Source organism: Blastococcus saxobsidens (assembly GCF_002938435.1).
Lineage (GTDB): Bacteria > Actinomycetota > Actinomycetes > Mycobacteriales > Geodermatophilaceae > Blastococcus > Blastococcus saxobsidens.
In genome coordinates this window covers 1-19178 of record NZ_POQT01000053.1, presented here as the reverse complement: position 1 = coordinate 19178, position 19178 = coordinate 1, and the positions used below count along the sequence as shown (strand labels likewise).

Sequence of the window (19178 nt, the reverse complement as noted above, 5' to 3'; positions counted from 1 at the left end):
CGGTGGCGGTCCGGGTCGTGGCCGTGCGCGCCCCGGCGGAGGGGCGGGCGGTGGTGTGCGTGCGGACGCCGGTCCCGTTCGCGGCCGTGGTCGGGACCGCGGCGGCGCGGGTCACGCCGCCCGCCGGATGCGCTCGGCGGCCCGCACGCGGGCGGAGGCGGCACGCGGATTGGCGGCGACCTCGTCGTCGCCGGGGGCCTCTCCCCCGCGGGTCAGCAGGCGCAGCACGGGGCCGTACTCGGGCAGCGGGACGGGCAGCCCGGGCGGCGTCCGGTCCGCCGCGCCCGCGGCGAGGGTCTGCTTCACGATCCGGTCCTCCAAGGAGTGGAAGGTGATGACCGCGACCCGGCCGCCCACGGCCAGGGCGTCGATCGCGGAGGGGAGGGCGCGTTCCAGCGCGCCGAGCTCGTCGTTGACCTCGATGCGCAGCGCCTGGAAGGTCCGCTTCGCGGGGTGCCCGCCGGTGCGCCGGGTGGCGGCCGGGATGGACTCGCGGACCAGCTCGGCCAGCCGCGCCGTCCCGGTGAAGGGCTCGCGGGCCCGCTCCCGGTCGATCGCGGCCGCGATGCGCGAGGCGAAGCGCTCCTCGCCGTAGACGCGCAGCACGCGGGCGAGGTCCTTCGGCGGATAGGTGTTGACGACGTCGGCGGCGGTGCGCCCGGCGCCCGGGTCCATCCGCATGTCCAGCGGGGCGTCGGCGGAGTAGCTGAAGCCGCGGTCGGGGCGGTCCAGCTGCAGCGAGGAGACGCCGAGGTCGAACAGCACGCCCTGGACCTCGGCGATGCCCAGCCGGTCCAGCACGTCGGGCAGCTCGTCGAAGACGGCGGGGACGAGCGTGACCCGGTCCGCGTGGCCGGCGGCGGCGATGCGGCGGGCGGCCTCGGCGCGCGCGTCGGGGTCACGGTCCAGGCCGACGACGCGCAGGCCCGGGTGGGCGCCCAGCAGGGCGAGGGCGTGGCCGGCCAGGCCGAGGGTGGCGTCGACGAGCACGGCGCCGTCGGCGGCGAGGGCCGGGCCGAGGAGCTCGGTCACGCGGTCCAGGAGGACCGACACGTGCACCGGGGGCTGCGGCGGGCCCGGGGCCGCGGCAGGTCCGGTGGTGCTCATCGTCTGCTGCCTCTCGAACGGGCCGGGCGGTTCCCGCGATGGTGCCGCGCGGCGCAGGGTGGCTGGGGGATCCACCGGCGCGCGGGATGCGGGATCGGGCGGGTGGGGCGCAGGGGGGCGGTGGGGCTGCGGTGGGGCGGGGTGGGTGAGGTGGGGCGGGGTGGGGACCGTGGGGCGGAGTGGGGCGCGGGACGTCGGTCCGGGGTGGTGTCCGACCCCGCGGGGTCCGCCTGGCGTCGGGGAAGAGCGTCAGGTGGCGCCCCGCGGGGCCGGTGGGTCGACCCACGCCGGTCTGGGCCGGCGGTACCTGCTCGTCCGAGCGGCCCTGGCGCTGGTGGGACCGAGCCGCGGGGAAGGCGGCTGGGGCCCGGTCCGGTCGAGCCGCGGGGAAGGCGGCTCGAACGGGGTGTGGCACGCGGGGGCCGGTGGGAGCGGGTGGGGCGTTCCCGGGATCACGACAGCGTCGGCATCCCCTCGCTCTCCATGTCGGCGTACGCCGCCTCCAGCTCGGCCACGTAGGCCTCCCAGTTGGCGGCGTCCCAGATCTCGAAGCGGGTGTCGACACCGACGACCACGACGTCGCGGTCCAGCCCGGCGTACTCGCGCAGGCTGGCGGGGATCGTGATGCGGCCGGTCTTGTCCGGCTCGATCTCGACCATCGACCCGAAGCTCATGCGGGCGGCCATGCGGGCGCGGGCGGTGTCGGACGGGGCCATGGCGGCCATGGCAGCGCTCTGCTCGGCGACCCGGGCCATGGTGAGGCCGTACACGCAGCGCTCCTGCCCCTTCTTGATCACCATGCCGTCGGCCACCTGGTCCCGGAAGCGGACGGGAAGTGCGAGCCGGCCCTTCTCGTCGAGGCGCAGGGGGTAGCTGCCGACGAACACCGGATCACCCCCCGCATCTGTCCTCCTTGGCTCCGCAGCGACCCCTGAGCGGTCCCTGCCTCCCCACCGGACGACACAGTAACCCACTAGCCCCCACTGGACACCACTTGCGACCGTGTCGTGATCCGGCGCCCCCACTCCGGCCCCGCGGCGTCCGCGCAGCGCTGAGCAGCGCGATCGCGACAGCCCGTCACGACGCCGTCGCGTCGTACGGTGGGGAGGTGACGGAGGCGACTCGGGCCGCTGACGGGACGACCGGTGCGTCGGTCGATGTCGCCACGGAGGGCGCCCGGATAGCGGCGAGCATCGCCCACGTCGTGCAGGGCAAGGACGACGTCATCCGGCTGGCCCTGGTCGTGCTGCTGGCCGAGGGCCACCTGCTGATCGAGGACGTGCCAGGGGTCGGGAAGACCACCCTGGCCAAGGCGCTGGCCGCCTCGGTGGACGCCAGCGTCCGGCGGATCCAGTTCACCCCGGACCTGCTGCCGAGCGACGTCACCGGCGTCGCGGTCTACGACCAGGAGACGCGCGAGTTCGAGTTCAAGCCCGGCGCCGTCTTCGCCAACATCGTGGTGTCCGACGAGATCAACCGGGCCTCCCCCAAGACCCAGTCCGCGCTGCTGGAGTGCATGGAGGAACGCCAGGTCACCGTCGACGGCGTCAGCTACGAGCTGGCCCGGCCGTTCATGGTCATGGCCACGCAGAACCCGCTGGAGATGGAGGGCACCTACCCGCTGCCCGAGGCGCAGCGCGACCGATTCACCGCCCGCGTCTCCATGGGCTACCCCGATCCCGCCGCCGAGCTGGCGATGCTCGACGACCGCGCCACCACCGATCCGCTGGCGGGCCTGCGCCCCGTCGCCGACGCCGCGCTGGTCCGGGCGCTGGTGGCGGCCACCTCCCGGCTGCACGTCTCCGAGGCGGTGCGGCGGTACGTCGTCGCGCTGGTCGAGGGCACCCGCCGGTCCCCCGAGCTCCGGCTGGGCGCCTCCCCGCGAGCGGGGCTCCAGCTGCTGCGCGCCGCCCGCGCCTCGGCGGCCCTGCAGGGGCGCGACCACGTGCTGCCCGACGACGTCCAGGAACTGGCGGTGCCGGTGCTGTCCCACCGGCTGCTGCTGGGCGGCGACGCGGCGGTCGGCCGGCGCACCACCGAGCAGGTCGTCACCCAGCTGCTCGGCTCGGTCCCCGTCCCCCGCGGACGCTGAGGCGGTGCGCGGAGCTCCCGGGCGGGCCCTGTCCGCCCTCACCGTCCGCGGCCGCGGCCTGATCGCCGGCGGTCTCGCCCTCGCCCTGGCCGGCGCGGTCCTGGGCGAGACCGCGCTGGTGCAGCTCGCCGTCTTCGTCCTCGCCCTGCCGCTGCTGGCCGCGTCCAGCGTCGTCCGGGGGCGGTTCCTCGTGACCACGCACCGCACGGCCACACCCCCGCGGGTGCCGCGTGGGACGCCCGCCGAGGTCGTCCTGCACCTGGGCAGCACCGACACCCGCCGTGGCGGGCTCTGGCTGCTCACCGAGCAGCTGCCCGCAGCCCTCGGGCGCTCCCCGCGCTTCACGGTGTCGGGGCTGCCCGCCGGCGCCACCACGCCGCTGCGGTACGCCGTCACCGGGCGCTTCCGGGGCCGCTACGAACTCGGGCCGCTCCGGTTGCGGGTCGTCGACCCGTTCGGGCTGGTCGAGCGGACCGCCGTCGGCACCGGCACCGCACCCCTGGTCGTCGTCCCCCGCGTGCGCCCGCTGGGTCCAGGAGGCCCCGGCACAGGTGCCGGGCGCGGCGGGAACGGCGCGCACCGGTCGATCAGCGCGCACGGCGACGACGACGTGAGCGTGCGCGACTACCGGCGCGGCGACGACCTGCGCAAGGTGCACTGGAAGGCCACCGCCCGCACCGGCGAGCTGATGGTCCGGCTGGAGGAGCGCCCCTGGCGCGCCCAGGGCACCCTGCTGCTCGACACCCGCGCCCGCGCCCACCTCGTCGCGCCGCTGCGGCCGGGCGCCGGTGCCGTGCCCGGCCCGCCCGGCGACGACTGCCCGCCGGCCGACAGCCTGGAGTGGCTCGTGGAGGCGGCGGCCAGCATCGGCGCGACCCTGGCCGGCCGCGGCTCGGACGTGCGGGTGATCACCGACGCCGGCGAGCTGGCGCCACCCCCCGGCCGCGCCGGGCTGCGCGCCGACGAGCTGCTCGACCGGCTGGCGACCGTGCGGCCCTCCCGGGTGGCGGACCTGCACGCCGCCGTCGCCACCGCCTGCCGCGCCGCCGGGGACGGTCCGCTCGTCTGCCTCCTCGGCGCCGTGGGTCCCGAGGACGTGGCCGAGCTGGTGCAGCTGCGGCCCGGCCCGGCCACCGACGTCGCCGTGCTGATGGACGTCACCGGCTGGGCCGATCCGTCGGCCCGCGGCCGCCGTCCCTCCGGCGGCGCCGACGCGCTGCACACGGCCCGCGAGGAGGCCTCCGCGCTGCTGTCCGCCGCGGGCTGGCGGGTGGCCACCGCAGGCGCCGACCGCGGGGTGGCCGACGTCTGGGCGGCGCTGGGCGGCGTTCCGCGGGGGGTGCCGGCGTGACCCGCTCCGACGTGCCGCCGGCCCTCGCGGCGGCCGCCGCCACCTTCCTGGGCGCCTTCGCGCTCACGCCGGTCTTCTCCACGACGGCGTGGGTGCCGCCCGTCGCCGCGGCCGTCGCCGCCGTCCTGGCCGGTGGGCTGCTGCTCCGCGGCGCCGGGCAGGTGCTGGCGCGGGGCCGTCCGGCTCCCCGGCCGGCCCGGGGCCTGGGCACGCTGCTGGTGCCGGCCGGGCAGCTGGCGCTCGTGCTGTGCGTCCTGACCGCGCTGTTCGCCCCGGACCGGGCGGTCGCGGGCCTGGTGCCCACGCCGGGGAGCGTCGCGCACCTCCTCGGCGTGCTGTCCGACGGCGCGGCGGAGATGCAGGAACAGGCCACGCCGGCCCTGCCGCTGACCGGGCTGCTCGCCCTCACCACGTTGTTCGTCGGGCTGGTCGCGGTGACCGTCGACCTGATCACCGTGGCCGGGCGGCGTGGGGCGCTCGCCGGGCTGGCCCTGCTCGTGCTGGCCTGCGTCCCGGTCGCCACCGTGACCGGTGGGGTCGGCCTGCCGGCCCTGGTGGCGCCGGCGATCGGGTTCGCGGTGCTCCTGCGCGCCGACCAGCGGCGGGTGCTCGACGGGCTGCACGGATGGACGGGCGGCACCGGCGCGGCACTGCGCATCGGCGTGGCCGCCCTGGCCGTCGCGCTCGTCCTGGGTCCCCTGGTCCCGACGCTGCAGGAGGGCTCCTTCGCCACCGGGCTGGGCGGCGGCTCCGGCGGCGCGACCGGGACCGCCCTGGACCCGGCGGCCGAACTGCGGGGGCAGCTCACCCGCGGCGAGCCGATCGACCTGCTGCGCGTGGACGCATCGGTGGAGGACCTCGGCTACCTGCGCGCCGTCGCCCTCGACCAGTACGACCCGGTCGACGGCTGGTCGCTGAGCAACCTCGACGGCCAGCGGTCGGTGGCCGGTGCCGACGCCCTGGCACCGCTGCCGGCCCGCCAGCTGACCCGGCCGGTCACCGCGGACATCGAGGTGGTCGAGCACGACGACCGGTTCCTCCCGCTGCCCACCTCCCCCCTGGCGGTGCGGGTGGACGGCGACGCGGAGGACTGGCGGTTCGACGCGGCGACCGGCACCGTCTTCGGCCGCGACGTCACCACCGGTGGGCAGCGGTACCAGGTGACGGCGACCGAGCCGCGGCCGTCGGCCGAGCTGCTCGAGCGCGCGCTGCCGCTGCCCCCGGACCACCCGGTCCAGCAGCGCTTCGGGCCGCTCCCCCCTCTGGACCCGGCCATCGGCGAGCTCACCGCCCAGCTGACCGCGGGCGCCCCGACGCCGTACGAGGCGGTGCGCCGCATCCAGGCCTACCTGACCGATCGCGGCAACGGGTTCGTCTACAGCCTCTCCACCGCCCCGGGGACGTCGGGCGACGACCTCGTCGACTTCCTGCGCCTCAAGCGCGGGTACTGCGAGCAGTACGCCGGGGCGATGGCCGTGCTGGTGCGCCAGGCGGGCGTGCCGGCACGCGTGGCCATGGGCTACACCCCGGGGTCGGTGCGGGACGACGGTTCGCGGATGATCACCAGCGACGACGCCCACGCCTGGGTGGAGGTCTTCTTCCAGGGGTTCGGCTGGGTGCCGTTCGACCCCACGCCCATCTCGATCGACCGCCGGGTCGCGCTTCCGTGGTCACCCCGCACCTCGGCCGAGCAGGACGCGACCCGGACCGCTCCCGGCTCGGCCCCGACCGCCGCCCCGCCGGTGGAGGTGCCGCGTGCCGACCGCGTGCCGGAGGCCGTCCCCCAGGCCGTCGGCCGCACGCAGGAGGCGACGTCGCTGCGCCCCCTCCTGGCGACCGCGGGCGCGGTGACCCTGGCGGCGGTGGTGCTGGCCCTGCCCGGGAGCGTGCGGGTGCTGCAGCGCCGGCGCCGGCTGGCCGAGGGCGGCGCGGCGCAGCTGTGGGACGAGCTGACGGCGAGCGCGGCAGACCTGGGCATGCGGCTGGACCCCTCGTGGACCCCGCGTCGCATCGCCGGCACCCTCACCGCCGCGGCCGTGCCCGGGTCCGCCGGTGCGATCGGTGAGCTGGCGCGGGCGGAGGAGGCGGCCACGTTCGGGCGGCGGCCCGGGACCGCGCCGCGCGACCCGCGGCTGACGGCGGCGCTGCGGACGGCGCGGCAGGCGCTGACCGGCGCGCAGCCCTGGCACCGGCGGGTCCGGGCCTGGGTGTGGCCGGTCTCCCTGGTGGCCGGGGTCGGCGCCACGGCCGCGCGCTGGGCCCGGAACGTCGTCGGCCGCCGTCCCGGGAGGACGGCGGCCGACGGCTGAGCGCGGAGCTGCTACTGGTCGTAGCGGCGGCGGAAGCGCTCCTCGAGGCGGTTCTTCATCGGCTGACGACCGCGGGTGCGACCACCCCGGCCGCCGGACGAGGCGCCCGGGGACCCGGCGGGTCCGGCGGACTCGACCACCGCGCCGGTGGCGGCGCGGTAGTTCAGGACGCCGAGCGTCGCGCCGGCGAAGGCGACGAGGAAGCCCAGCACCCCGAGGGGTACCGAGCTGGTCACGGCGCCGGCGACGAGGACGGCGAAGCCGACCAGGACCAGCAGCCCGCCGAGCTGCAACTTGCGGCGGGCCTTCAGACGGCGATCGCCGGTGCGGACCGAGGAAGCGAACTTGGGATCGTCATCGACGAGGGCGCGCTCGATCTGCTCCAGCAGACGCTGCTCGTGCTCGGAGAGCGGCACGTCGACCTCCAGGTGGGCGGAGCCAGTTCCGTCGGAGGCTCCCGCCGACGGTACGTCCGAGGATACGAGCCGTTCGCAAGCCGCGAAAGGCGACGGCCCGGCAAGCTGCCGGACGGGTCGGACGATCATCCCTCCGGGTGGCCGCGACCGCCCGTCCGCGCGGCCCGGGGACCCGTTCCGCCGGGCCGCCCTGACCGGTGCAGGAGCGTGGCCGGGCGGACCGCACCGGCCCCGAACCGGCGGGCCGCGCGGTCGGCGGCCAGCTCGGCGTCCCGGCGACCGTGCTCGCGGGCACCGAGCTCCAGCTGCTGGTGCGCCGCGCCCGCGTCGACGAGCCGTTCGGCCCGCACCCCGACCAGCCGGATGCGGGCGCGCTCGAGCCCCAGGGCGTCGTACAGGGCCCGCGCCGTGTCGTAGAGCTCCTTCCCCACGTCGGTGGGGGTGCCGAGCGTCCGGCTGCGGGTGATCGTGGCGAAGTCGGCGAACCGCACCTTGATGCTCACCGTGCGGGCCAGGCAGCCGATCGAGCGCAGCCGCCCGGCCGTGCGCTCGGACAGGTGCAGCAGCTCCCGGTGGATGACGGCGGGGTCGTCCACGTCGCTGGAGAAGGTCTCCTCCGCACCCGTGGACCGCTCCGGCTCGTCGGGGACGACCCGGCGCGGGTCCCGCCCCCACGCGAGCTCGTGCAGGTGCGTGCCGGCGGCCGCGCCCAGCGCCCGCTGGAGGGTCCGTGCCGGGACGTGCGCCAGGTCACCGACGGTGCGCAACCCGAGCCGCAGCAGCGTCTCCTCGGTCTTCGGGCCGACCCCCCACAACGCGTTCACCGGCAGCGGGTGCAGGAACCCCATGACCTCCGGGGGGCGGACGACGAGCATCCCGTCGGGCTTCGCGCGGGTGGAGGCCAGCTTCGCGACGAACTTCGTGCCGGCGACGCCCACCGAGCAGGTGATGCCCTGCTCGTCGTAGACCCGCGCCCGGATGTGCTCACCGATCGCGACGGCGTCGCCCAGCCGGCGCCCGGCGCCGGAGACGTCGAGGAACGCCTCGTCCAGCGAGAGCGGCTCGACCAGCGGCGTGATGGACCGGAACAGCGCCATGACCGAGCGGGACACCTCGGTGTAGAGCGCCATGTCCCCCGGCAGGACCGTCGCCGTCGGGCACAGCCGCAGCGCCCGGGCGGTGGGCATCGCCGCGTGCACCCCGTACCGGCGGGCCTCGTAGGTGGCCGAGGTGACCACGCCCCGGTTGCCGGCCCCCCCGACGATCACCGGCGTGCCGGCCAGTTCGGGCCGGCGACGCACCTCGACGCTGGCGAAGAAGGCATCCATGTCGACGTGCAGGACGGTGCATCCCGCCGCACGACCCGCCGCCGGTGCCACCCGTCCCCCCGTTCTCGAACACGTGTTCGATGTCGAGGAGAGAGTAGCTCCCCTCCCGCCCGCCGGCCCGGTACCGCGGCAGCCCGTGTCGAGGACCTCGGCGGCGCAGGTCGGAGGCCAGGTGTGAGCGCCCGACGCCCGAGGTAAGCAGCGACGAGGGGCCGCCGTCCGGCGGCCCGGTTCGACCCCTGATCGGAGGAGCCATGGCTCTGGACGACGACGACATGACGACCGCTGACGGCGGGGCCGACGGCGGCGCCGACGGTGGCGCGGACGGCGGCGCCGACGGTGGCGCGGACGGCGGTGCCCACGGTCCCGCTGACGGCGGTGCCCACGGTCCCGCTGACGGCGGTGCCGCCGGCGGCGGTTCCGACGGCGGTGCCGATGGCGGCGCGGACGGCGGTGCCGACGGTGGCGCTGACGGCGGTGCCGACGGTGGCGCTGACGGCGGTGCCGACGGTGGCGCGGACGGCTCGGCCTGACCGAGAACCCGACCCCGCAGGGCGGGGCGGAGCACCTGCTCCGCCCCGCCCTGCGGCGGTGCACCGACATGGAGCCGGAGGTCTTCGGCGAGCAGTACTGGGCCCGGCGCCCGCTGCTGACCCGTGCCGAGGACACCGGCAACTCCTTCACCGACCTCCTGGACCTGCCCGCGGTCGACGAACTGCTCTCCCGTCGCGGCCTGCGGACGCCGTTCCTGCGGATCGCCAAGGACGGCGCCGTCGTCGACCCCGAGCGCTTCACCAGCTCCGGTGGCGCAGGTGCCGAGATCGCCGACCAGGTGTCCTCGGAGGCCGTGCTACGCCTGTTCGCCGACGGCAGCACCGTGGTGCTGCAGGGCCTGCACCGGCTGTGGCCGCCGCTGATCGAGTTCGCCGACTCCCTCGCCGCCGACCTGGGCCACCCCACCCAGGTGAACGCCTACATCACCCCGCCCTCGTCACGTGGGTTCAGCCCGCACTACGACGTGCACGACGTCTTCGTGCTGCAGATGGCCGGCAAGAAGCACTGGACGATCCACGAGCCGGTGCTCCCCGACCCGCTGCGCACCCAGGTCTGGAACGACCGCGCCGACGAGGTGGCCGCCGCGGCCGAGCGCGAGCCGGTCATCGACGCGGTGCTGCGCCCCGGGGACGCCCTCTACCTGCCGCGGGGCTACCTGCACTCGGCCAGGGCCCTCGGCGAGATCAGCGCCCACCTGACCGTCGGCATCCACCCGGTGACCCGCTGGGCCGCCGCCGAGTCGGCGCTGGACCTGGTGCGGACGCTCGCCGCCGAGGACCCCGAGCTGCGCGGCTCGCTGCCGCTCGGCCTCGACCTGACCCGCCCGGACTCGATCCGCGACGACGTCGCCGCCGTCATCGCGGGCCTGCAGGACTGGCTGGGTCGCGTCGACCCCACCGAGGTCGCCGACCGGCTGCGCGCCCGCACCTGGTCGCAGGTGCGGCCCGAGCCCGTCGCGCCGCTGGCCCAGGCCACCGCGGCCGCCGCGCTCACCCCGGACACGGTGCTGCGCCTGCGGGCCCGACTGCGCTGCTCGCTGCGCGACGCCGCCGACGGCCGGGTGACCCTGCTCGGTGGCCGGCGCACCCACACCTTCCCGGCGGAGGCGCGCCCGGCGCTGGCCGAGCTGCTCGCCGTCGGCGAGCTCGAGGTGGGCGACCTCCCGGCCCTGGACCCCGCCGACCGGATCACGCTGGCCCGCCGGCTGGTCACCGACGGGATCGCCACGGTGCCGGGTGCGGTGCCCGGACATGCCCGGACCGGGGACGATGACGGTCATGACCACGCGACCGGGGAGCACCGGTGACCCGGCGACGGACCCGGTGGGGGGCGTGACCGACCCGCTCCCCCCGGAGGTCGACGACTTCTGCCGCACCGATCTCCCCGCCCGTCCACCCGGCCGGCTGGACGGCACCCGCTGCTCGGTGCAGGCGCTGGCGCGTGCGGACTCCGGCATCGCGACGGCGCCCCCCGTCTCCCGCTGGCTGCTGGTCGAGCAGCCCGGGCCGTGGGGGCGGCAGGCGCTGCTGCAGTCCCGGTTCGACGCCGACGTCGCGCCGCGGCTGGCCGAGCGGGCCGAGCGGGAGGGCGTGCGGGTGCTGCTGGTGCGCCGTCCCGGCGACCGGCTGGCCGACTCCGGTCGCCGTTGGGCCTATGCCGACGGCCGGCCCGGCCGCGAGGGTTTGTGGTGGTCGGTGCGGTCCGCCGACGCCGATCTGCTGACCGCGCCGTGGGACGGCTCGGTCGGCGAGCAGGCGCACGGCGACACCTACCTGGTCTGCACCCACGGCGGGCACGACGCCTGCTGCGCGCTGCGCGGCCGCCCGCTGGCCCGCGCCCTGCCCACGCCCGGTCCCGCCGACGTCTGGGAGTGCAGCCACCTGGGCGGCGACCGGTTCGCCGCCAACCTGCTCGTGCTGCCGCACGGCTTCTACTACGGCCAGGTGCCCGGCGACGGCGGGCTCGTGGTGGCCGCCCACGCCCGGGGCCAGGTGGCGCTGCCCTGGCTGCGTGGGCGGGCCGGCGTCGCCGCGCCCGCGCAGGCCGCCCAGCACTACGCCCGCGAGGAGCTGGGACTGCTCGGCGTGGACGACCTGCTGCCGCTGGGGGTCACCCGGCTGAACTCCCCGGACCCGGGGATGGAGCGCTGGGAGGTGACGCTGACCGGTCCCGTGGGGGCCGCCGTCGTGGTGGTGGTCGAGAGCCGGCCGTCACCGGAGACCGTGCACCTGACCTGCCAGGCGACCCGGCCCGGCCGGGTGCGCACCTGGCACCACCTGTCACTCTCGACGCGTCCCCTGGCGCCGGCCCCGGGCTGAGCCCGACCCTCAGCCCAGCGCGCGGCCGTGGGCGGCCAGCAGCGGGATCGCGAGCTCGGTGGCGGTCAGCGACCCGTGGTAGGCGGCCAGCCGGCTCGGCCCCGGCTCCAGCCGGGGGGTGACCAGCGCCCAGCTGCCCCGGGCCAGGGCCACGACGTCGCCGATGCGGGCGGCGAGCGCCTCCTCGACGGTGCCGAAGACGCCGGTGGCGATCGCCTCGTCGCGGCCGACCACCCACGCGCGGTGGCCCAGGACCTCGCACCACCGGTCGAGGACCTCGGCCTCGGCGCCGGGCTCGGCGTGCACGTAGCGGGCGCGGGGTTCGCCGGCCAGCAACCGCACGCCGTCGGCGAGGTCGGGCTCCTCGTCGAGGTCGAACCGGGTGTGCGCCGGGACGTCGAGCATCCCGTGGTCGGCGGTGACCAGCAGGGCGGCGTCGTCGGGCAGGCCGTCCACGATCTGGGCGACCAGCCCGTCGACGAGGGCGAGCTGCGCCCGCCAGCTGGGCGAGTCGACGCCGCGGACGTGGCCGGTCAGGTCGAGCTCCGCCAGGTAGCCGTAGACGAGCGAACGTGGGCCGGCGTCCAGCGCGGTACGCATCAGGGCGGTGAGGTCACCGGGGCCGACGGCGCCGGTGTAGTTGCCTCCCCGGTAGGCGGACTCGGTGAGACCCGAGCCGGCGTAGGCCCACGGCCCGACGGCGGTGACGGCCACCCCCTCGGCGGCAGCGTGCTGGAAGACCGTGGGCCGGGCCATCCACTCGGTCGGGTCGGGGTCGTCGGCCCACTGGGTGTGGTTGAGGGTGCGCCCCTCCCCCGGCACGTCGGTGACGAAGCCGAGGACGCCGTGCGCGCCCGGCGGCAGGCCGGTGCCGAGGGTGGTGAGGCTGACCGGCGTGGTGCTGGGGCAGGGAGCGGCGAGGTCGCCGGCCGGGCTGGCCATCGCGGCCAGGGTGGGCGCGAGGTCGGCGTGGGCCCGGACCAGGTCGGCGCCGAGACCGTCGACCAGGAGCACGGCCACCCGGCGGGCGCCCCGCAGGGCCTCGGTCAGGCCGAGCGGATCGGTCGGCAGGTCCCCCCGGCGCACCGGCGCACCGAGGGCCGCGCTGACGCCGGGCAGGACGTCGGCGAGGCTGGCGGCGCCGTATGCGGGCCGCCGGAGGTCGGCGGGGAGCGCGGAGGCGCCGGCCGCCGCCGTCACGGGCGGGTGGCCAGCAGGTGCAGGCCGGCGGCGACCTCGCGGTAGGGAGAGATCTCGGCAAGGGCCAGCTCGAGGTTCTGGACGGCGTCCGGATCGGCGCCGGAGGCCGCCTCGAGCAGGTCGGCGACGACCGAGACGCCGCGCCAGGCGCCCGGGGTGAGCCCGGCGCCGTCGACGAGGGCGAGGAGCGCCTCGGGGGTGAACCGGCGGCGGGCGAGCCGGCCGGGAGCGGTGTCGCGGTCCTGCTGGACGGCGAGCGCCTCTACGGGGTGCCCGGCGACGGCGCGGGCGAGCACCGCGCCGGCCCGGTTGGCGGCGGCGAGGCTCACCTGGCCGCCGGGGCGCAGCGCCCCGGCGATCTCCCGCAGGGTGGCGGCGGGGTCGTCGACGACCTCGAGCACCCAGTGGCACAGCGCCAGGTCGTAGCCGCCGTCGTCGGCCAGGACCTCGTGCAGCAGGTCGCCGTCGCCCTGGACGCCGACCACCTGCGCGCCCACGCCGTCGTTGTCGGCGCGGCGGTGGAGGGTGGCCAGGGCGTCGGCGCTGGGGTCGACGACGGTGACGGTGTGGCCGAGGCGGGCCAGGGGCACGGCGAACATCCCGCTGCCGCCGCCGACGTCGAGCACGCGCAGCGGGGCGCCGGCGCCGACGAGCGGATCGAGCGCGGCCCACACGGCGGCGGTGCGGGCGGGCAGCTTCGCCGCGATCGGCGACGAGGGAACGGTCGGCACCCAGCCGAGCCTAGTGGCGATCGGATGCTCCGGCCCTCCTGTAGGGGCCCGCTGCGAGCGTGCGAGCGGCGGGGGGCAGGAGGGTCCTTCTTCAGACGGGCACGCTGTCGGCGGCCCGCCGGATCTCGGCGATGTCGATGCGGCGCATCCGCAGCATGGCCTGGGTGGCCCGCTGCGCCCGGCCCGGGTCGGGGTCGGTGGTCAGCGCGAGGAGCTCCTCCGGGAACACCTGCCAGGAGACGCCGAAGCGATCCTTGAGCCAGCCGCACATGCTCTCCTCGCCGCCCTCGGTGAGCCGGTTCCAGTAGTGGTCGGCCTCCTCCTGGTCCGCGCAGACGATCTGGAAGGAGACGGCCTCGCTGAAGGTGAACAGCGGCCCGCCGTTGAGCGCGGTCCAGGGCCGCCCGTCGAGGGTGAAGTCGACGGTCAGGACGTCACCCTCGGCCATGGGCCCGGGCATGCCGGGTCCGTAGCGGGTGATGGTGCCGATGCTGGAGTTCGGGAAGATCGAGGTGTAGTGCCGGGCGGCCTCCTCGGCCTTGCCGTCGAACCACAGGCACGGGATCTGCGTGGGCATGGCTGGTCCTCTCTCACATCCGGCCGGATGACCGGTCGAGGGTCAGACGGTCGCGGCCCGCCGAACTGAGCGGTGACCGACGCGCGTGGAGGCGGCCGTTTACCGGTTCCCGCTGCGAGGGCACAGAGCTGCGGTCAGGATCGCCGCAGACCGAGGAGTTCCCATGACCAGGTCCACCCGCCCCCGTCTCGTCCGCAGGACGGCGGCCGCGTTCGCCATCGCGGCCGCGAGCCTGACGACGGCCGCCTGCGGATCCGACGTCGTCGACGACGGTGTCGAGCAGAACGTCGAGGAGGGCGTCGACCAGGTCGAGGAAGAGGTCGGGGACGCCACCGACGGCGAGGGCGGCTGAGCCCCGCTCCACCACGCTGCGCTCAGCCGCTGATCCAGGATTGCCAGTGCGGGCGGACGAGATCGGCGAGCAGCGCGTATCCGGCCGCGCCGGGGTGGGCGCCGTCCCCGGCGGCCACCTCAGCCCTCCAGGTGGGGTCGGCGGCCAGGGCGGGAAGGACGGGGACGTACGGCACACCGCGCGCGGCGCAGACGCCCGCGAAGGACGCATCGACGGCCGCGGTGCGCTCGTTCTGGGCGTCGTCGGCGACGGCCGGCGGCCCCACGACGAGCAGCGGCCACCGGGCGGCGGCGGCGCCGGTCAGCACCTCGATGAACGCCGCGACCGACCGCTGGGGCGTCAGCCGCGGGGCGCCGTCGGCGTCCGTCGTGTCGTTGACCCCGGTGGAGAGGACGACCCGCGGCTCCCACGGCCCTCCCGCCAACCGGGGCCGGCACTCGGTCGCCCACCGGTCGGCGACGTCGGCGGTGGTCTGCCGTCGCACCCCGAGGACGTAGCTGGTCAGCGGCAGCCCGTCGCGTGCGCTGGCGGCGGCCAGCCGGCCGACCCAGCCGAGGTGCTCCGGGTCGCCGACACCGGCGACGTAGGAGTCGCCGACGAAGCAGATGCGCAGGTCACGCGACATGGCCCCATCCTGGCCGTCCCGCTCAGTGGCCCGAGCTGCCGGGGCTGGAGTGCCAGAGCTTGCGAGGCGGCCCGGACGCCGCGCGACGGGCGGCGGTCGCCGCGTCGTCGCCGGCCGGCTTGATGTCGGCGTAGGGCGACATCCGGAAGCCCGTCGGGTGCACCAGCACCGGCCGCACCACGACGGGCCGGCTGCTGCGCGATGCCGCCGCCCCGGTGATCGCCTGCTCGGTGATCTCCCCCGGCGCCGCCATCAGCTCGGCCACCGCCTCCAGGCCGCCGGTCTCCCAGGCCTCGTGCAGCGCCGGCAGCTCCCAGGCCCCGGTGGCCCGCAGCGACACCCCGCGCGGCCCGGTGCGGCGCAGCACCCCGCGGATCACCAGCAGCCACGAGTGGAAGACCGTCGCGGCGTACGGCCCCTGCGCGTCCTCGAAGAAGGTCGAGTCGGTGCAGCCCGAGCCGTCGTCGAGGGTCACGAACACCACCCGTCGGCCGGATCGGATCGGCGGCGTCTGGGTGGCCACCTTCACCCCGGCCACCAGCACCTCCGAGCCGCTGCGGCAGCCGAGCAGCTCTCCGGCCGGCACCGCGCCCAGGACGCCGAGGAACGGCCGGTAGAAGTCGACGACGTGCCGGCTGGCGTCCAGCCCGAGCACCTCGAGCTCGGCACGCACCAGCTCCGCGTCGGTGAACTCGGGCAGTCCGCTGCTCTCCGCCCAGGACGGCCCGGCCGCCTGCCCCTCGGTCTCCTCCTCGGGGAGGCCCAGCCCCATCAGGTCGAGGCTCAGCTGCCCGTCCGAACTCGCCCGCGCCCCGCTGCGGCGCAGGCGGTCCAGCTCGCTGATCTGCAGCAGCAGGTCCCGGCGGGTCACCTGCCGGCGCCGTCGCGTGGGCCGGCCCGCCTCGCGGTCACGCATCCCGAAGCCGTAGAGCGGATCGAACCCGCCGGCCAGGACCAGCCGCTCCACCACCGGCCGGGACACCGAGGCCCGGGACCAGAAGTCCGTCAGTGACCGGTAGGGCTGCCCGCCGACGATCCGGGCCACCTCGTCGTCGGAGATGCCCTTCACGTCCGCCAGCGAGAGCCGGATGCCGTACCGCGACGGATCGGCCATCGCCGCCGGCATCCACTCCGGCCGCCGCCAACCCTCATCCTCCACCTCAGGGTCCGGGTCGAGGCGTTCGACCCGGTAGGAGCCGGTCGAGGCGTTGACGTCCAGGCCGAGCACCCGGATCCCGAAGTTGCGGGCGTCGTCGAGGATCAGCCGCTTCGGGTACATGCCCGGGTCGTGCGTGAGCACCCCGGCCAGGAAGGCCGCCGGGTGGTGGGTCTTCAGCCACGCCGACTGGTAGGTGGGCAGCGCGAACGCCGCCGCGTGCGCCTTGCAGAAACCGAACGACCCGAAGGCCACCAGCACCTGCCAGACCTGCTCGGCGACCTCCGCCGGGTAGCCGGCGTCGAGCACCCGGGGCATGAACCATGCCCGCACCTCGGGGTGGGCGTCCTTCTCCCCCAGTGCGCGGCGCACCTCGTCGGCCTCGGCCAGCGTGCAGCCGGTCATCCGCGCGACGACCTGCAGCACCTGCTCGTGGAAGACCACCACCCCGGCGGTCTCGGCGAGCGCGAACTCCAGGTCGGGGTGCGGGTAGACCGCGTCGCGCCAGCCGTTCCGGGCCATGAGGAACGGGGTCACCATGTCGCTCTTCACCGGCCCGGGCCGGAACAGCGAGATGTCGATGATGATGTCCTCGAACGATCGCGGCCCGAACTTGCCGACCAGTTCCCGCTGCCCCGGCGACTCGATCTGGAACATGCCGAGCGTCCGGGTGGAGCGGATCAGCTCGAAGGTCGTCGGGTCGTCCCGCGGGACGTCGTCGATCGCCACGGTCTCGCCGTCGACCCGGGCCACCTCGTCGAGCGCGTGCGCGATCGCCGACTGCATCCGGATGCCGAGCAGGTCGAGCTTGAGCAGCCCGAGCTCCTCGACGTCGTCCTTGTCGAACTGGCTCATCGGGTAGCCCAGGTAGCTGCTCTCCACCGGCGTGCGGTCGAGCAGCGTGGCATCGGACAGCAGCACCCCGCACGGGTGCAGCGCGATGTGCCGGGGCAGCCCGTCGAGGCGGGAGACGAGGTCGAACAGCAGGTCCAGGTCGCCGGAGCCGCCGGCCCGCCTGGACCCCAGCCGGCTGGCCCGCAGCTCGGGCAGGTCGCGCAGCGCGGCGTGCACCTGGTTGGCCCGGATGTGCGGGAACGCCTTGGCGACGGCGTCGATCTCCGCCGGCGGCAGCCCCAGCGCGGCGCCGACGTCGCGGATCGCGTGCCGCACCCGGTAGGTGTCCATCATCGAGATGCAGCTGACCCGGTCGGCGCCGAAGCGGGCGATGACCGCGTCGTAGACCTCCATGCGCCGCGCGGACTCCACGTCGATGTCGATGTCGGGCAGCTGGTGGCGCAGCGGTGAGAGGAACCGCTCCATCAGCAGCCCGTACCTCAGCGGGTCCACGTCGGAGATGCCGAGCAGGTAGGTGACCAGGCTGCCGGCGCCCGAGCCGCGGGCCGCGGCGCGGACCCTCAAGCTCTTGATGAGGTCGACGACGTCGGCGACGGTGAGGAAGTAGGACGGGTAGCCGAGGGACTCGATGACCTCCAGCTCCTCGGCCAGCCGCTGCCTCACCCGCGCCGTCGGCGCCATGCCCCGCCGGCCCAGGCCGGCCTCGCAGCGGGCCCGGAGCACCTGCGCGGAGCTCATCCCCCGCTCCACGGGAGAGGTGACGACGTCGAGCTCGGGATAACGGACGCTGCCGATGCCCAGGTCGCCGGCGACGTCGACGGCGCACTGCTCGGCCAGCCGGGCGGTGCGCTCGAGCAGCCGCAGGGCGGCGTCCCGGTCCGGGCCGACGAGGTCCTCGGCGACCTCGGCCATCTCCTTGCCCGACTTCAGGTAGCCCTCGGCCGTGGTGCGGTCGACGTGCCGGGCGCCCAGCGGCACCAGCCGGCGGGCGGCGTCGAGCACGTCGGCGGTCGGCGCGTCCAGGGCGTCGACGTAGCGGACCGCGTTGCTGAGGACCACCGGCACCTGCTGTCCGGCGGCGAATCGGAGCAGCGCCTGCGCGCGCTGCCGGTCACCTCGACCGCGGTGGTGCACCACCTCCAGCGCCAGCCCGGGCCCGAACACCGCGCGCCACGCGTCGAGCTGGTCGGCCGCCAGGTCGGCCCGGCCGGCCAGCAGCGCCCGCCCGACCGGCGAGTCCGGCCCCAGCAGCGGGACCAGCCCGTCGGCGTGCTCGGCGGCGATCGCCAGCGAGCTCACCGGCTCGCCCCGGGCGCCGCGCAGGTGGGTGGCGCTGGTGAGCCGGCACAGCGAACGCCAGCCGGCGCCGTTGCGGGCCAGGAAGGTGACCCGGGGCAGCCGCGGGTCGACGCTCGCCCCGCCCCGCGCCGGGGCCCGGCGGGTGGGCGCCGCGGCGCGTGACCGCGGGGCGCGCGCCGTGGCCGGGTCCTCCCCCAGCACGTGCGCGAGCGCCGGCGGCACGCTGGTGCCCAGGGCCGGTGCCACCGCCAGGTCCACCCCGAAGATCGGCCGCACCCCCGCCGACCGGCAGGCCAGCGCGAACTTCACCGCGCCGTAGAGCCCGTCCCGGTCGGTGAGGGCCAGGGCCGGCATGCCGTGCTCGGCGGCGCGGGCCACCAGATCGGCCGGGTGGTTGGCCCCGTACCGCATGGAGTAGCCGGAAGCGACGTGCAGGTGGACGAAGGGGTCGGTCACCGCCGGGACCCGGCGGACCGGGACGCCGATCCACCGACCACGTGCGGCCGGGGGTAGCGGGGGCCGACGACGTCCAGGCCCGCCTCCACCACGTCGAGGAAGCCGCGCACGTCGCGGACCAGGTCGTCGGCCTCGCGCTCGGTGACCGCGCGGGACAACCCGGCCTCGGCGGCGGCACGCTTGCCCGCGCCCGCGGCGAAGAAGGTGGCCCACTCCCCCAGCTCGGGGGCCACCTGCCCCAGCAGGACCCAGGCGCTGCGCGGCCGCCGCCGGCCGGCCTCGGGCCGGGTGCGGGCCGCCAGCACCGCCGCGGCGGCGCGGAGGGCCGCGAGGTGCGCGGTGGCGTACCGCTCCCGCGGGTCGGGGGCGGCAGCGGCCGCGGCCAGCCCACGGTGGGCCTGGCCGAGCAGCGCCGCGGCCGCGGCGGGCAGGGCGGGAGGCAGGGGCAGCT

General features: G+C 76.5%; 17 protein-coding genes. 7 read left to right on the top strand and 10 right to left on the bottom strand.

Annotated features, from left to right (window positions below; genetic code table 11):
- Positions 1 to 111: 111 nt before the first annotated feature.
- Positions 112 to 1107 carry a 16S rRNA (cytosine(1402)-N(4))-methyltransferase RsmH gene (gene rsmH, locus C5507_RS20905; protein WP_104530424.1) on the bottom strand — a complete coding sequence of 332 codons (996 nt, stop codon included), beginning with the start codon at positions 1105 to 1107 and terminating at the stop codon, positions 112 to 114.
- Positions 1108 to 1559: 452 nt separating this feature from the next.
- On the bottom strand, positions 1560 to 1994 hold the full coding sequence (gene mraZ / locus C5507_RS20900) for a division/cell wall cluster transcriptional repressor MraZ (protein ID WP_104525733.1): 435 nt from the start codon (positions 1992 to 1994) through the stop codon (positions 1560 to 1562).
- Positions 1995 to 2215: 221 nt separating this feature from the next.
- On the opposite strand from mraZ, the gene C5507_RS20895 reads away from it, so the two are divergent.
- Genes C5507_RS20895 through C5507_RS20885 form a run of 3 tightly spaced genes read left to right on the top strand, consistent with a single transcriptional unit; the run spans position 2216 to position 6859 of the window.
- Positions 2216 to 3199 carry an AAA family ATPase gene (locus C5507_RS20895; protein WP_104530423.1) on the top strand — a complete coding sequence of 328 codons (984 nt, stop codon included), beginning with the start codon at positions 2216 to 2218 and terminating at the stop codon, positions 3197 to 3199.
- 4 nt (positions 3200 to 3203) lie between these two features.
- Positions 3204 to 4550 (top strand): DUF58 domain-containing protein, encoded by a 1347-nt coding sequence (locus tag C5507_RS20890; protein WP_104530422.1) that lies wholly within the window; start codon positions 3204 to 3206, stop codon positions 4548 to 4550.
- Positions 4547 to 6859 (top strand): transglutaminase TgpA family protein, encoded by a 2313-nt coding sequence (locus C5507_RS20885; RefSeq protein ID WP_104530421.1) that lies wholly within the window; start codon positions 4547 to 4549, stop codon positions 6857 to 6859. Before C5507_RS20890 ends, C5507_RS20885 begins: the two co-directional genes overlap by 4 nt.
- A gap of 11 nt (positions 6860 to 6870) precedes the next feature.
- On the opposite strand, the gene C5507_RS20880 is transcribed toward C5507_RS20885, so the two are convergent.
- The gene (locus C5507_RS20880; protein ID WP_104530420.1) at positions 6871 to 7275 is read right to left on the bottom strand and encodes a DUF3040 domain-containing protein; all 405 of its coding nucleotides are present in this window, start codon (positions 7273 to 7275) and stop codon (positions 6871 to 6873) included.
- Between the two features lie 125 nt (positions 7276 to 7400).
- Positions 7401 to 8654, bottom strand: coding sequence for a DNA polymerase IV (gene dinB, locus C5507_RS20875; protein WP_104530419.1), 1254 nt, complete (start codon positions 8652 to 8654; stop codon positions 7401 to 7403).
- 203 nt (positions 8655 to 8857) lie between these two features.
- On the opposite strand from dinB, the gene C5507_RS20870 reads away from it, so the two are divergent.
- From C5507_RS20870 to C5507_RS20860, 3 genes are all read left to right on the top strand, one after another.
- Entirely contained in the window at positions 8858 to 9136 is a 279-nt protein-coding gene (locus C5507_RS20870; RefSeq protein ID WP_104530418.1) for a BatC protein, read from the top strand.
- A 68-nt stretch (positions 9137 to 9204) separates the two neighbouring features.
- Positions 9205 to 10464 carry a cupin domain-containing protein gene (locus C5507_RS20865; protein WP_242610986.1) on the top strand — a complete coding sequence of 420 codons (1260 nt, stop codon included), beginning with the start codon at positions 9205 to 9207 and terminating at the stop codon, positions 10462 to 10464.
- Positions 10436 to 11476 (top strand): sucrase ferredoxin, encoded by a 1041-nt coding sequence (locus C5507_RS20860; protein ID WP_242610985.1) that lies wholly within the window; start codon positions 10436 to 10438, stop codon positions 11474 to 11476. The genes C5507_RS20865 and C5507_RS20860 overlap by 29 nt, the downstream gene beginning before the upstream one ends.
- 9 nt (positions 11477 to 11485) lie before the next feature.
- Here the strand turns inward: C5507_RS20860 and C5507_RS20855 are convergent, their stop codons facing one another.
- The 3 genes from C5507_RS20855 to C5507_RS20845 form a co-directional block, all read right to left on the bottom strand.
- Positions 11486 to 12676: an alkaline phosphatase family protein gene (locus C5507_RS20855; RefSeq protein WP_104530415.1), complete on the bottom strand. Its 1191-nt coding sequence runs from the start codon at positions 12674 to 12676 to the stop codon at positions 11486 to 11488.
- Positions 12673 to 13407 (bottom strand): methyltransferase domain-containing protein, encoded by a 735-nt coding sequence (locus C5507_RS20850; protein ID WP_104530414.1) that lies wholly within the window; start codon positions 13405 to 13407, stop codon positions 12673 to 12675. The genes C5507_RS20855 and C5507_RS20850 overlap by 4 nt, the downstream gene beginning before the upstream one ends.
- A 91-nt stretch (positions 13408 to 13498) precedes the next feature.
- Entirely contained in the window at positions 13499 to 13984 is a 486-nt protein-coding gene (locus C5507_RS20845) for a VOC family protein (protein WP_104530413.1), read from the bottom strand.
- A 163-nt stretch (positions 13985 to 14147) separates the two neighbouring features.
- Here C5507_RS20845 and C5507_RS20840 point away from each other — a divergent pair, with 163 nt between their 5' ends.
- Positions 14148 to 14336: a hypothetical protein gene (locus tag C5507_RS20840; RefSeq protein WP_104530412.1), complete on the top strand. Its 189-nt coding sequence runs from the start codon at positions 14148 to 14150 to the stop codon at positions 14334 to 14336.
- Positions 14337 to 14358: 22 nt separating this feature from the next.
- On the opposite strand, the gene C5507_RS20835 is transcribed toward C5507_RS20840, so the two are convergent.
- The 3 genes from C5507_RS20835 to C5507_RS20825 are packed head-to-tail and all read right to left on the bottom strand — an operon-like array spanning position 14359 to position 19176.
- On the bottom strand, positions 14359 to 14961 hold the full coding sequence (locus C5507_RS20835) for a GDSL-type esterase/lipase family protein (protein ID WP_104530411.1): 603 nt from the start codon (positions 14959 to 14961) through the stop codon (positions 14359 to 14361).
- A gap of 22 nt (positions 14962 to 14983) precedes the next feature.
- A complete protein-coding gene (locus tag C5507_RS20830) occupies positions 14984 to 18727 on the bottom strand; it encodes a DNA polymerase III subunit alpha (RefSeq protein ID WP_104530410.1) in 3744 nt (1247 codons plus the stop codon).
- A complete protein-coding gene (locus C5507_RS20825; protein ID WP_170107070.1) occupies positions 18724 to 19176 on the bottom strand; it encodes an SAV_6107 family HEPN domain-containing protein in 453 nt (150 codons plus the stop codon). Before C5507_RS20825 ends, C5507_RS20830 begins: the two co-directional genes overlap by 4 nt.
- Positions 19177 to 19178 lie beyond the last annotated feature (2 nt).

Coding starts and splice junctions, on each gene's coding strand:
- C5507_RS20835 (WP_104530411.1), bottom strand. CDS start 14,961: ATGTCGCGTGACCTGCGCATCTGCTTCGTCGGCGACTCCTACGTCGCC.
- rsmH (WP_104530424.1), bottom strand. CDS start 1,107: ATGAGCACCACCGGACCTGCCGCGGCCCCGGGCCCGCCGCAGCCCCCG.
- C5507_RS20840 (WP_104530412.1), top strand. CDS start 14,148: ATGACCAGGTCCACCCGCCCCCGTCTCGTCCGCAGGACGGCGGCCGCG.
- C5507_RS20845 (WP_104530413.1), bottom strand. CDS start 13,984: ATGCCCACGCAGATCCCGTGCCTGTGGTTCGACGGCAAGGCCGAGGAG.
- C5507_RS20865 (WP_242610986.1), top strand. CDS start 9,205: ATGGAGCCGGAGGTCTTCGGCGAGCAGTACTGGGCCCGGCGCCCGCTG.
- C5507_RS20870 (WP_104530418.1), top strand. CDS start 8,858: ATGGCTCTGGACGACGACGACATGACGACCGCTGACGGCGGGGCCGAC.
- C5507_RS20860 (WP_242610985.1), top strand. CDS start 10,436: ATGACCACGCGACCGGGGAGCACCGGTGACCCGGCGACGGACCCGGTG.